This is a genomic window from Streptomyces sp. NPDC053427, assembly GCF_044544985.1.
Taxonomy (GTDB): domain Bacteria; phylum Actinomycetota; class Actinomycetes; order Streptomycetales; family Streptomycetaceae; genus Streptomyces.
Genome location: NZ_JBITYA010000013.1, coordinates 126533 through 138964, shown reverse-complemented (window position 1 = coordinate 138964; position 12432 = coordinate 126533). Strand labels below are relative to the sequence as shown.

Sequence of the window (12432 nt, the reverse complement as noted above, 5' to 3'; positions counted from 1 at the left end):
CGTCCCGGTCGTCCCGTCCGCCCTGCCCGTCCCATCGGAGCGGCCCCCTGGTACCGGGAGGTGACGCCACGCCAGTGGAAGGCGATGTTCGCCGCGTGGATCGGCTATCTCCTCGACGGCTTCGACTTCGTCCTGATCACCCTCGTCCTGACCGAGATCGCCGACGAGTTCCACCTGAGCACCGCCACCGCCGCCTCGCTCATCTCCGGAGCCTTCATCACCCGGTGGCTGGGCGGGGCCGTCCTGGGCGCGATGGGCGACCGCTACGGCCGCAGGACCGCCATGATCGCCAGCATCCTGCTCTACTCGCTGGGCACCTTCGCTTGCGGATTCGCCTGGGGTTACACCAGCCTGTTCGTCGCCAGGCTGGTGATCGGCCTGGGGATGGCGGGGGAGTACAGCACCAGCGTGACGTATGTGCTGGAGAGCTGGCCCGCCCGGCTGCGCAACCGCGCCTCCGGATTCCTGATCTCCGGTTATGCGGGCGGCAGCGTCATCGCGGCCGAGCTCTACACCTGGGTGGTTCCGCACTGGGGCTGGCGCTGGATGTTCTGGATCGGCGTGCTGCCCGTCCTGGTGGCCGTGTGGATCCGCAGATCGCTGCCGGAGGCCGCCGAGTGGCAGGCCGAGATCGGCCCCGCGGCGAACGGCCCGCAGCCGGAGCGCCCGAATCCGTTCCGGCCGTTGTTCACCGGCCGCCCACGCTCCTGGGGCAACGCCGCCCTGATGGTGGCCGCCACGGGCGCGCTGTTCTGCGTCTTCACGCCCGTGGGAGAGGGGTACGTCCCCTGGTTGTCGGCCGTCGCAGCGCTCTGTCTGATCGGCTTCGCCGTACAGCTCGGCGGCCGGAAGGGCTGGTTGCTGTATGTGTCCCTGATGGCGACCGTGTTCTGTGCCTTCCTCTACAGCTGGCCCATCCAGGCGCTGCTGCCCACGTATCTGAAGACCGAGCTGGGGTACGCCCCCGCACAGGTCACCGACGTGATGTTCTACGCGGGCTTCGGCACCATGGCGGGGTGCTGGCTGGCGGGCTTCGTCGGCGACTGGCTGGGGACCCGGCGCGCCTACGCGTACACCCTGCTGGCCTCGCTCGCCTTCGTCTTCCCGGTCTTCGCCGTCCAGGGCAGCCTGGTGGGGCTCGGGGCGCTGCTCTTCGTGCTGCTGGCGCTGAGTCAGGGAATCTCCGGCATTCTGCCCAAATACATCGCCGGGCACTTCCCGACCGCGACCCGCGCCGCCTCGCTCGGCTTCGTCTACAACGTGGGGGCCCTGGGCGGGGCGGTGGCGCCGGTCCTGGGGGCCCGGCTCGCCGAGGGGATGTCTCTGGGGCGGGCGCTGGCGGTGCTCACCTTCGGGCTGACGCTCCTCGTCATCATCCTGGTGGGCGGGGACGTCCCACGAAAGCTGGCCCGCCTCCTGGATCGCGAGGCGCCCGACGACCACCTGGTGCCGGCGGGCGGCTCCGGGGCGCTGCCCGAAGGGGCGCCCACCGGCTCCCCCTGAGGCCGGCTCACTCCGTACTGTCGTCCCGCCGGCCCAGCGCCACCCCGGGCACTCCTTCCCGCTCCGCCAGCGCCTCGACCAGGGGATATGCCGCGCCGTTCCCCTCCGGACGGAGCAGCGACCCGGCCGAGACGGGCTCTTCCTCCGCGCCGGTCCGCGCCTGGACGTCGGTCACCCGGAAGCCGCTGCTGGTGCCCCATGGCCAACATCCGCGCCAGTGGTCCGCGTTGGCTGCGGTAGGTCGGGCGCGGCTCCACTTGGGCGAAGGACGGCGCCGTACCGATGCGGTCCGAGGCGAAGGCGAAGCCGGTCGAGAGGCACACCGTGGTGGCCGAGCAGCCCGACGCAGCACCTGGCCGGTGGGGAAGTCGAACAGGGCGGCGGCGAGTTGCGGGTGCGGTAGGGGCGCCTTGTCCCTCCGTCGGCCCTGCCTCCGGCGCTCCGCGGGCCGTTGTCAGTGGTCGCGGTTAGCGTGGAAGGCGTTGGGGCGGGCGTGCGCGGAACACGCCGGCAAGGGCACCGCGGCGGTGCGGGAGGGGGCACGGACGTGGAGGAGCTCATGGCGAAGGCGGGTCCGGCGGCGGTACGGGCACGGGTGCGCAGGTTCGCGCTGGGGCTGCCCGGGGCGGTGGAGGAGTTTCCGTGGGGCGAGAGCGTCATCAAGGTCAACAAGAAGGTCTTCGTCTTCCTCGGCATCGACGACGGCAGTCATCCGCCGGGGATCACGGTCAAGCTCAAGGACCTGGAGGCGCATGCCCATGCCCTCACCTCGCCCGGCGCCAAGCCCGCCGGCTACGGCCTGGGCAAGTCGGGCTGGGTGCAGATTCCGCTGGCGGAGAAGGCCGCCCCGGCCGCCGAGCTGCTCTGTGACTGGACCGAGGAGTCCTATCGCGTCATAGCCCCGAAGAAGCTCATCGCCGAGCTCGACGGGGGATAGCGGCGCAGCGGCGGAAGGCGCGCAAAGGCCCGTGACGGCGATGGCAGTTGAGCATCGTCGGCGCGGGCCTTTTCCGGTGGTCGGCACTTGGCCCGGGGGGGCTTGTGGAAAGTGGAACACGTTCTTAACATCGCGAGTGTTACATCAGAAGTGTCACAGTGGCTCTCGAAGTGCGGCGGAAGGGCAGGGGGCGCGATGGCAGCGTCAGACAACGGCCCGCTGAGCGGGGTGCGGGTGGTCGAGCTCGCCGGCATCGGTCCCGGCCCGTTCGCGGCCATGCTGCTGGCCGATCTCGGCGCCGATGTGGTCCGCGTCGACCGGCCCGGCGGCGCGGGGCTGCGCATCGACCCGGCGTACGACGTCACCAACCGCAACAAACGCTCGGTGCTGGTGGACCTCAAGGAGCCCGACGGGGTGGCGCAGGTCCTCGATCTGGTCGAGCGGGCCGATGTGCTGGTCGAGGGATACCGCCCCGGGGTGGCCGAGCGGCTCGGCGTCGGCCCCGACGCGTGCCTGGCCCGCAACCCCCGGCTGGTCTACGGGCGGATGACCGGCTGGGGACAGCACGGGCCGCTCGCCGACACCGCCGGGCACGACATCGGCTATATCGCCATCACCGGAGCCCTCGGCATGATCGGCCCGCCCGACGGCCCGCCCGCCATTCCCGCCAACCTGGTGGGCGACTACGCCGGTGGCTCCCTCTATCTGGTCATCGGCGTCCTCGCGGCCCTCCAGCACGCCCGCTCCGAGGGCGGCCGGGGCCAGGTCGTGGACGCCGCGATCGTCGACGGCACGGCCCATCTGACGGCGATGATCCACGGCATGCTGGCGGCCGGCGGCTGGCAGGACCGGCGCGGCGCCAATCTGCTCGACGGCGGGACGCCGTTCTACGGGGCGTACGAGACCGCGGACGGCGGCTATATGGCCGTCGGCGCGCTGGAGAAGCGCTTCTACGCCGAATTCATCCGCCTGCTCGGCATCGAGGAGGAGGCCCCCGGCCGCGACGACCTCGCCGCCTGGGGCGAGCTGCGGACCGTCATCGCCGCCCGCTTCAAGACCCGTACCCGCGACGAATGGACCGCCGTCTTCCAGCGGTCCGACGCCTGCGTGGCGCCCGTACTGTCGCTGCGCGAGGCCCCCGAGCATCCGCACCTCGCCGCCCGCGGCACCTTCGTCGACCACGGCGGTATCACCCAGCCCGCGCCCGCGCCGCGCTTCTCGCACACCCCGGGGACGGTGCGCAGACCGCCCGCGCAGCCCGGCGCGGACACCGAAGAGATCGCCCGCGACTGGCAGATCCCGGGCCTGATCGCCGGTCCGGCCCGCACCGAGCCGCAGGAGGCGGACAGCTGATGGAACTCGCCACGACGCTCCAGTACGCGGGCGACCCCCGCCAGGCCGCCGAAGAGGTCGCCGCCCTCGAAGCCGCCGGACTGGACGCCATCTGGGTCGCCGAGGCCTATGGCTTCGACTCGCCGACCATCATGGGCTTCCTGGCCGCCCGCACGGAACGGGCCAGGATCGGCTCGGCCATCCTGAACGTCTACTCCCGCACCCCCGCCCTGATCGCCCAGACCGCCGCCGGCCTCGACGCGGTCTCCGGCGGCCGGGCGCTGCTCGGCCTGGGTGCCTCCGGCCCGCAGGTCGTCGAGGGCTGGCACGGCAAGCCGTACGACAAACCGCTGGGCCGCACCCGCGAGACCATCGATCTGTGCCGCCGTATCTGGCGCCGCGAGATCATCGACCACCACGGCATCACCGATATGCCGCTGCCCCCGGAGAAGGGCGGCCGGCTCGGTAAGCCGCTGAAGATCCTCACCCGGCCGGTGCGACCCGAAATCCCCGTCTATGTCGCGGCGCTCGGCCCCGCCAACGTCCGCATGACCGCGGAGGTCGCCGACGGCTGGCTGCCCACCCTCTTCATCCCGGAGAAGGCGGGCGCGGTGTGGGGCACCCCCTTGGCCGAGGGGGCCGCCCGCCGCGACCCGGCGCTCGGGCCGCTGCAGACGGTCGCCGGTGGCCTGCTGGCGATCGGCGAGGACGCCGCAGCCGTACGGGAGCTGGCCCGCCCGATGATCGCGCTCTACGTCGGAGGCATGGGCGCCAAGGGCAAGAACTTCTACCACGACCTCGCCGTCGCCTACGGCTACGAAGAGGCCGCGGGCACCATCCAGGAGCTGTACCTCGCCGGGAAGAAGAAGGAGGCCGAGGCGGCCGTACCGGAGGAGTTCTGCGAGCTGATGTCGCTGTGCGGGCCCGAGGGATACGTCCGCGAGCGCATCGCCGCCTTCCGGGAGGCGGGTGTGACGATGCTCAACGTCCACCCCGTAGGACCCGAGCCGGCGAAGCTGATCGAGACCGTCAAGAACTGGCTCTGAGGAGGGCCCCCAGCGATGACCGCGCAGATGAAGCGCCAGATCTTCACCGAGGAGCACGAGGCTTTCCGGGAGACGGTACGGACCTTCCTGGCCAAGGAGGTGACGCCGCATTACGAGCAGTGGGAGAAGGACGGCATCGTCAGCCGCGACGCCTGGCGGGCGGCCGGCCGGCAGGGGCTGCTGGGGCTGGCGGTGCCGGAGGAATACGGCGGCGGTCGGGAGAGCGACTTCCGCTACAGCGTCGTCCTGTCCGAGGAGTTCACCCGGGCCGGCGCCGCCGGGCTCGCCGTAGGGCTGCACAACGACATCATCGGGCCGTATCTGACCACCCTCGGCACCGACGAGCAGAAGCGGCGCTGGCTCCCCGGCTTCTGCAGCGGCGAGATCATCACCGCCATCGCGATGACCGAGCCGGGGGCGGGATCGGACCTCCAGGGCATCCGGACCTCCGCCCAGGACCACGGCGACCACTGGATCCTCAACGGCTCCAAGACCTTCATCTCCAACGGCATCCTCGCCGACCTGGTCATCGTCGTCGCCCGGACGACCCCCGAGGGCAGGGCGCACGGCCTGAGCCTGCTGGTCGTCGAGCGCGGCATGGAGGGTTTCGAGCGGGGCCGCAACCTCGACAAGATCGGCCAGAAGGCCCAGGACACCGCCGAGCTGTTCTTCCACGACGTACGGGTGCCCAAGGAGAATCTGCTCGGCGAGCTGAACGGCGCGTTCATCCATCTGATGACGCATCTCGCGCAGGAGCGGATGGGCATCGCCGTCGCCGGGATCGCCGCCGCCGAACACCTGCTGGAGATCACCAGCCAGTACGTCAAGGAGCGCGAGGCGTTCGGGCGGCCGCTGGCCAAGCTCCAGCACATCCGCTTCGAGATAGCCGAGATGGCCACCGAGTGCGCCGTCACCCGCGCCTTCCTCGACCGCTGCATCGTCGACCACTCGGCCGGCGAGCTGGACGCGGTGCACGCCTCGATGGCCAAGTGGTGGGCCACCGAGCTGCAGAAGCGGGTCGCCGACCGCTGTCTCCAGCTTCACGGAGGCTACGGCTATATGACGGAATACCGCGTCGCGAAGGCCTTCACCGACGGGCGCATCCAGACGATCTACGGAGGCACCACCGAGATCATGAAGGAGATCATCGGCCGTTCCCTCCTCGGCTGACCCCCGTTCCCCCGACGCATCCGGACCGCACCCCGACCGCATCCGGACCGGCCCCGGTCTGCGGTCCGCATCCGCCGCCCCGCCTCACCCTCACCCTCATCCGAAAGGCTTGTTGACTTGAGTACCGAAGCGTACGTATACGACGCGATCCGCACGCCGCGCGGCCGCGGCAAGGCCAATGGCGCACTGCACGGCACCAAGCCGATCGACCTGGTCGTCGGCCTGATCCACGAAGTGCGCAGCCGCTTTCCCGGACTGGACCCGGCCGCCATCGACGACATCGTGCTCGGCGTCGTCGGCCCGGTCGGCGACCAGGGCTCCGACATCGCCCGGATCGCGGCGATCGCCGCCGGACTGCCGGACACCGTCGCCGGCGTCCAGGAGAACCGCTTCTGTGCCTCGGGCCTCGAGGCGGTCAACATGGCCGCCGCCAAGGTCCGTTCGGGATGGGAGGACCTGGTGCTCGCGGGCGGCGTCGAGTCGATGTCGCGGGTGCCGATGGCCTCCGACGGCGGGGCCTGGTTCGCCGACCCGATGACCAACTTCGAGACCGGCTTCGTCCCGCAGGGCATCGGCGCCGACCTCATCGCCACCATCGAGGGCTACACCCGGCGCGACGTCGACGAATTCGCCGCGCTCTCCCAGGAGCGGGCCGCCGCGGCCTGGAAGGACGGCCGCTTCGAGCGGTCCGTCGTCCCGGTACGCGACCGCAACGGCCTGGTCGTCCTCGACCGCGACGAGCACCCGCGCCCCGGCACCACCGCGGACAGCCTGGCCGGCCTCAAGCCCTCCTTCGCCGCCATCGGTGACGCGGGCGGCTTCGACGCGGTCGCCCTGCAGAAGTACCACTGGGTCGAGAAGATCGACCACGTCCACCACGCGGGCAACTCCTCCGGCATCGTGGACGGCGCGGCCCTCGTCGCCATCGGCTCCAAGGAGGTCGGCGAGCGCTACGGCCTGACCCCGCGGGCCCGCATCATCTCCGCCGCGGTCTCCGGCTCCGAGCCGACGATCATGCTCACCGGACCCGCGCCCGCCAGCCGCAAGGCCCTGGCCAAGGCCGGCCTGACCATCGACGACATCGACCTCGTCGAGATCAACGAGGCCTTCGCCGCGGTGGTGCTGCGCTTCGTCAAGGACATGGGCCTGAGCCTGGACAAGGTCAATGTCAACGGCGGCGCCATCGCCATGGGCCACCCTCTCGGCGCCACCGGCGCGATGATCCTCGGCACCCTCATCGACGAGCTGGAGCGGCAGGACAAGCGCTACGGCCTGGCCACCCTCTGCGTCGGCGGCGGCATGGGCATCGCCACCGTCATCGAGCGCCTCTGACCCCCTCGTCCCACCCCACTACGGAGTACGCACCCATGAGTGAATCCGCTGCCTCGTCGACCATCCGCTGGGAACAGGACGAGACCGGCATCGTCACCCTGGTCCTGGACGACCCCGACCAGTCCGCCAACACCATGAACAACGCCTTCAAGGCCTCCCTCACCGCGGTGGCCGACCGCCTGGAGGCCGAGAAGGACAGCATCCGCGGCATCGTCTTCACCTCCGCCAAGAAGACCTTCTTCGCCGGCGGCGACCTGCGCGACCTGATCGCCGTCACCCCCGCCCAGGCCCAGCAGGCCTTCGAGGCGGGCAACGGCATCAAGCGCGACCTGCGCCGCATCGAAACCCTCGGCAAGCCCGTCGTCGCCGCCATCAACGGCGCGGCGCTGGGCGGCGGTTACGAGATCGCGCTCGCCTGCCACCACCGCGTCGCCCTCGACGCCCCCGGCACCAAGATCGGCCTGCCCGAGGTCACCCTCGGCCTGCTGCCCGCGGGCGGCGGCGTCACCCGTACGGTCCGCCTCCTGGGCATCACCGACGCGCTGCTGAAGGTGCTGCTCCAGGGCACCCAGTACAACGCCACCCGCGCCAAGGACAACGGCCTGATCCACGAGGTCGCGGCCGCCCCCGAGGAACTGCTCGCCAAGGCCCGCGCCTTCATCGACGAGCACCCCGAGTCCCAGCAGCCCTGGGACGTCAAGGGCTACCGCATCCCCGGCGGCACCCCGGCCAACCCGAAGTTCGCGGCGAACCTCCCCGCGTTCCCCGCCAACCTCAAGAAGCAGGTCAACGGCGCGCCCTACCCCGCGCCGCGCAACATCCTCGCGGCCGCCGTCGAGGGCTCCCAGGTCGACTTCGAGACCGCGCAGACCATCGAGGCGCGCTACTTCGTCGAGCTGGTCACGGGCCAGATCTCCAAGAACATGATCCAGGCCTTCTTCTTCGACCTCCAGGCGGTCAACTCCGGCGCCAACCGCCCCAAGGACATCGAACCCCGCAGGGTCGAGAAGGTCGCCGTCCTCGGCGCCGGAATGATGGGCGCGGGCATCGCATACTCCTGCGCCCGTGCCGGGATGCAGGTCGTCCTGAAGGACGTCACCCTCGACGCGGCCGAGAAGGGCAAGGAGTACTCGGAGGGTCTGCTGGCCAAGGCGCTGTCGCGGGGCCGCACGACCGAGGCCCAGCGCGACGAGCTGCTGGCGCGCATCACCCCCACCGCCGACCCGCAGGACCTCGCGGGCTGTGACGCCGTCATCGAGGCCGTCTTCGAGGACGTCGCGCTCAAGCACAAGGTGTTCAAGGAGATCCAGCACATCGTCGCCCCCGACGCGCTGCTGTGCTCCAACACCTCCACCCTGCCCATCACGCTGCTGTCCGAGGGCGTCGAGCGCGACCGTGACTTCATCGGACTGCACTTCTTCTCCCCGGTCGACAAGATGCCGCTGGTGGAGATCATCAAGGGCGAGCGGACCGGCGACGAGGCGCTGGCCCGCGCCTTCGACCTCGTACGCCAGATCAAGAAGACCCCGATCGTCGTCAACGACTCGCGCGGCTTCTTCACCTCGCGCGTCATCGGCCACTTCATCAACGAAGGCGTCGCGATGATCGGCGAGGGCCTGGACCCGGTCTCCGTCGAGCAGGCCGCGGCCCAGGCCGGCTACCCGGCCAAGGTGCTCTCCCTGATGGACGAGCTGACCCTCACCCTGCCCCGCAAGATCCGCAACGAGACCAAGCGGGCGGTCGAGGAGGCCGGCGGCACCTGGCAGCCGCACCCGGCCGATGCCGTCATCGACCGCATGGTGGACGAGTTCGAGCGGCCCGGCCGCAGCGGCGGCGCGGGCTTCTACGAATACGGCGAGGACGGCAAGCGCATCGGCCTGTGGCCGGGGCTGCGCGAGCACTTCGCCAAGGAGGGCGCCGCCGTTCCGTTCGTCGACATGCAGGAGCGGATGCTGTTCTCCGAGGCGCTGGACACCGTCCGCTGCTTCGAGGAAGGCGTGCTGACCTCGGTCGCCGACGCCAACATCGGCTCCATCTTCGGCATCGGCTTCCCCGGCTGGACCGGCGGCGTGATCCAGTACATCAACGGTTACCAGGGCGGACCGGGGCGCGAGGAACTCGTCGGCCTGCCCGGTTTCGTGGCGCGCGCCCGCGAGCTGGCCGCGTCGTACGGCGAGCGGTTCGCGCCGTCCGCGCTGCTGGTGGAGAAGGCCGAGAAGGGCGAGAAGTTCAGCGACTGAGCGAAGCGGGGGCGGGCCCGGTGGCCCGCCCCCGCACTCCTCATCCCTCGCCCCCGTCGCCCTCCCCGCTCTTGTCGTTCTCGCTGAACCACTCCCGCAGTTCCTGCTTCATCGACCGCTGGAAGGCCGTGACCAGTGCCTGCACCACCATCGGCTGCATATGGGCGGACAGCGACTTCATCCGCGCCATGTCCTCCGCGTCCGGCCCGCCCTCGCGGTAGGGCTCCCATACCTCGTCCTTGAAGAGCCGGCTCAGCTCGCGCGCCGCCGAGCGGGTGTGCTCGATGACGACGGTGCGCGCCGCCAGAATCGTCTCCAGCGCGATCGGCACGTCCAGCAGCCGGGTGCCCAGATGCAGCAGGCCCGGGTCGACCTGGAAGACCCCCGGATCATCGGTCCGCACGAGCACGCTCATGGCCGCCAGCCGGTCCAGGTCCTCCTCCGTCAGCTCCCGGCCGACCCGCCGCTCCAGCTGCTCCCGGGTCGCGTCCTCCGCCTTGTCCGGCACCCAACTCGCCACCAGCGCACGGTGGATGGCCAGATCCTGGGCGCTCAGATCGGTCGGCAGCTGCGCCAGATAGCGCTCGATCGCGGACAAGGTCAGGCCCTGGTGCTGGAGTTCCTCGATCAGCGCCAGCCGCGAGAGATGGTCCGGTCCGTAGCGGCCCACCCGGCGCGGACCGATCTCGGGGGGCGGCAGCAGTCCGCGCGTGCTGTAGAAGCGGATCGTGCGGACCGTGACGCCGGCGCGGGCGGCCAGTTCGTCGACCGTGAGGTCGGTGGCGGACTCCATCATGTTCAACAGTATTGCTGTCTCACCACTCCTGTGAAACCTTCTGAACCGTTCTGCCCCTCTTCCCTGCCTCCCCTCGCCTCCGCTCCACTCCGCAAGCGCAGCGCCGCAGCCAGGCCCCCAGTTCGGTCCGCAGATCAGGCTCACTCATCGGGAGACCGCCTTGACCACGATCCTGCGCATGCCCGGCGAACCGGGCGAACTCACCCTTCCCGCACTGCTGTTGCGCAACGCCGAGGACCACGGGCCGCTGCCCGCGCTCTCCTGGCGCACGGGCGACGGGCCCGGAGGCTGGCACACGCTGAGCTGGGCCGAGGTCCGGCACCGCGTCGCCGAGCTGGCGGCCGGGTACCGCGCGCTCGGCGTACGGCGCGGCGAGATCGTCCTCCTCATGATGGGCAACCGCCCCGAGCACTGGCTCAGCGACCTCGCCCTGGTGCACCTCGGCGCGATCCCGGTCACCGTGTACGGCACCGCCGCGCCCGTACAGATAGCGCACATCGTCCGCCACAGCAGGGCCCGCTTCGCCGTCCTGGAGGGTGCTCGGGAGTTCGGGCGCTGGCAGCCCCTGCTCGACGACGCGTCCGCCCGGCTCGAAAAGCTGGTGCTCGTCGAGCGGGACGAGGCGAGCGGGTCCGGCCCGTACGAGAGCTATGCCTCGCTGGCCGCCCGCGGCGCCGAACTGTACGACCCCGAGGAGTTCGAGGCGGCCTGGCGGCGGGCGGACGCGGCCGACACCCTCACCGTCGTCTACACCTCCGGCACCACCGGCGACCCCAAGGGCGTCGTCGTCAGCCACCGCAATGTGCTCCTCAACGCGACGGCCCTGGATGCCGCCGTCGAGCTGCCCGATCATGTCGAGCACCTCTGCTACCTCCCCTTCGCCCATATCGCCGAGCGGATGCTGGGCCTTTATCTGCCGGTCTTCCGCGCCTCGCACGTCTACCTCTGCGCGGACCCGGCGACGGTCGCCGCGACGGCGCGTGAGCTGCATCCGGCGCAGTTCTTCGGCGTACCGAGGGTCTGGGAGAAGCTGGCGGCGGCCGTCCGGGCGGCGCTCGCGCGGCTCCCGGAGGAGCGGCGGGCGGCCGTCGAGGCGGCCGGCCGGACGGCCCGCGCCCATGCGGCCTGCCAGGAGCGCGGCGAGCGCCCCTCGGAAGCGCTGGCGGCCACGTATGCCCAGGTCAAGGCCGAGGTGCTGGATCCGCTGCTGGCGTCGGCCGGATTCGACCGGCTGGTGTGGACGGCGAGTGCGTCCGCGCCGATGCCGCCGGATGTGGTGCGCTTCTGGGCCGGTCTGGGCATTGTGATCATGGATGCCTGGGGGCTGACGGAGACGGCCGGCGTGTCCACGGCGAACAGCCCGGGCGCCTTCCGGCTCGGCTCGGTCGGCCGCCCGATCGACGGCGTGGAGGTGCGCACGGCCGAGGACGGTGAGATCGAGGTCCGCGGGCGCACCGTGTGCGACGGCTATCTGCGGGCGGACGGATCGGTGGAGCCGGCTACCGACGGCGATGGCTGGTTCGCGACCGGCGACATCGGCCGGCTGGACGAGGACGGCTTCCTCTGGCTGACCGACCGCAAGAAGGAAATGATCGTGACGTCCACGGGCAAAAATGTCTCGCCCGCGCTGGTCGAGAACACCCTCAAGGAGCACCCGCTCATCGGGCAGGCGCTGGCGTACGGCGACGGCCATTCGTATCTGGTGGCGCTGCTGGTGCTGGATACGGAGCTGGCCCCCGCCTGGGCGGCGCGCCACGGCATCGAGGGGACGCTGGAGGAGCTGGCCGGGCATCCGGCGGTCCGGGAAGAGGTCGAACGGGCGGTGGCCGCCGCGAATGCGCGCCTGAACCGCACCGAGCAGGTCAAGCGATATTTCCTGCTGGGCGAGGAGTGGTGTCCGGAAACCGGCGAGTTGACTCCTTCGCTGAAGCTGCGACGCCGCGTAATTCACGAGAAATACCGTCAGATCCTACAAGGTTTTTACGCCATGTGATCTTGCCCACAGACGGGTGGGCGGTCTTCGTGGAAGGTGTGCCGTCGGCCGACTCGCGCGATCCGCTTGATCCGGCCCCGCTC

10 protein-coding genes are annotated in these 12432 nt (G+C 70.8%); 8 read left to right on the top strand and 2 right to left on the bottom strand.

Annotated features, from left to right (window positions below; translation table 11 throughout):
- The first annotated feature begins 33 nt into the window (after window positions 1-33).
- On the top strand, window positions 34-1503 hold the full coding sequence (locus tag ACIGWZ_RS32080) for a sialate:H+ symport family MFS transporter (RefSeq protein ID WP_400070466.1): 1470 nt from the start codon (window positions 34-36) through the stop codon (window positions 1501-1503).
- Between the two features lie 7 nt (window positions 1504-1510).
- On the opposite strand, the gene ACIGWZ_RS32075 is transcribed toward ACIGWZ_RS32080, so the two are convergent.
- Window positions 1511-1678, bottom strand: coding sequence for a hypothetical protein (locus ACIGWZ_RS32075; protein WP_400070228.1), 168 nt, complete (start codon window positions 1676-1678; stop codon window positions 1511-1513).
- 384 nt (window positions 1679-2062) lie between these two features.
- Between ACIGWZ_RS32075 and ACIGWZ_RS32070 the strand changes: the two genes are divergently transcribed.
- The 6 genes from ACIGWZ_RS32070 to ACIGWZ_RS32045 all read left to right on the top strand — a co-directional run bounded on the left by ACIGWZ_RS32070 (window position 2063) and on the right by ACIGWZ_RS32045 (window position 9560).
- The gene (locus ACIGWZ_RS32070; RefSeq protein WP_400070464.1) at window positions 2063-2440 is read left to right on the top strand and encodes an MmcQ/YjbR family DNA-binding protein; all 378 of its coding nucleotides are present in this window, start codon (window positions 2063-2065) and stop codon (window positions 2438-2440) included.
- Window positions 2441-2635: 195 nt separating this feature from the next.
- On the top strand, window positions 2636-3793 hold the full coding sequence (locus ACIGWZ_RS32065; protein ID WP_400070227.1) for a CaiB/BaiF CoA transferase family protein: 1158 nt from the start codon (window positions 2636-2638) through the stop codon (window positions 3791-3793).
- A complete protein-coding gene (locus ACIGWZ_RS32060; RefSeq protein ID WP_400070226.1) occupies window positions 3793-4818 on the top strand; it encodes an LLM class F420-dependent oxidoreductase in 1026 nt (341 codons plus the stop codon). Before ACIGWZ_RS32065 ends, ACIGWZ_RS32060 begins: the two co-directional genes overlap by 1 nt.
- 27 nt (window positions 4819-4845) lie before the next feature.
- Complete coding sequence (locus tag ACIGWZ_RS32055; RefSeq protein ID WP_400070462.1) at window positions 4846-5988, top strand: acyl-CoA dehydrogenase family protein; 1143 nt, start codon at window positions 4846-4848, stop codon at window positions 5986-5988.
- A gap of 117 nt (window positions 5989-6105) precedes the next feature.
- Window positions 6106-7320, top strand: a complete 1215-nt coding sequence (locus tag ACIGWZ_RS32050; RefSeq protein ID WP_400070225.1) for an acetyl-CoA C-acetyltransferase — start codon at window positions 6106-6108, stop codon at window positions 7318-7320.
- 35 nt (window positions 7321-7355) lie between these two features.
- Complete coding sequence (locus ACIGWZ_RS32045; protein WP_400070224.1) at window positions 7356-9560, top strand: 3-hydroxyacyl-CoA dehydrogenase NAD-binding domain-containing protein; 2205 nt, start codon at window positions 7356-7358, stop codon at window positions 9558-9560.
- Window positions 9561-9600: 40 nt separating this feature from the next.
- Here ACIGWZ_RS32045 and ACIGWZ_RS32040 read toward each other — a convergent pair whose 3' ends face one another.
- Entirely contained in the window at window positions 9601-10356 is a 756-nt protein-coding gene (locus ACIGWZ_RS32040) for a MerR family transcriptional regulator (RefSeq protein ID WP_400070223.1), read from the bottom strand.
- A 160-nt stretch (window positions 10357-10516) separates the two neighbouring features.
- Here ACIGWZ_RS32040 and ACIGWZ_RS32035 point away from each other — a divergent pair, with 160 nt between their 5' ends.
- Complete coding sequence (locus tag ACIGWZ_RS32035; protein WP_400070222.1) at window positions 10517-12349, top strand: AMP-dependent synthetase/ligase; 1833 nt, start codon at window positions 10517-10519, stop codon at window positions 12347-12349.
- Window positions 12350-12432 lie beyond the last annotated feature (83 nt).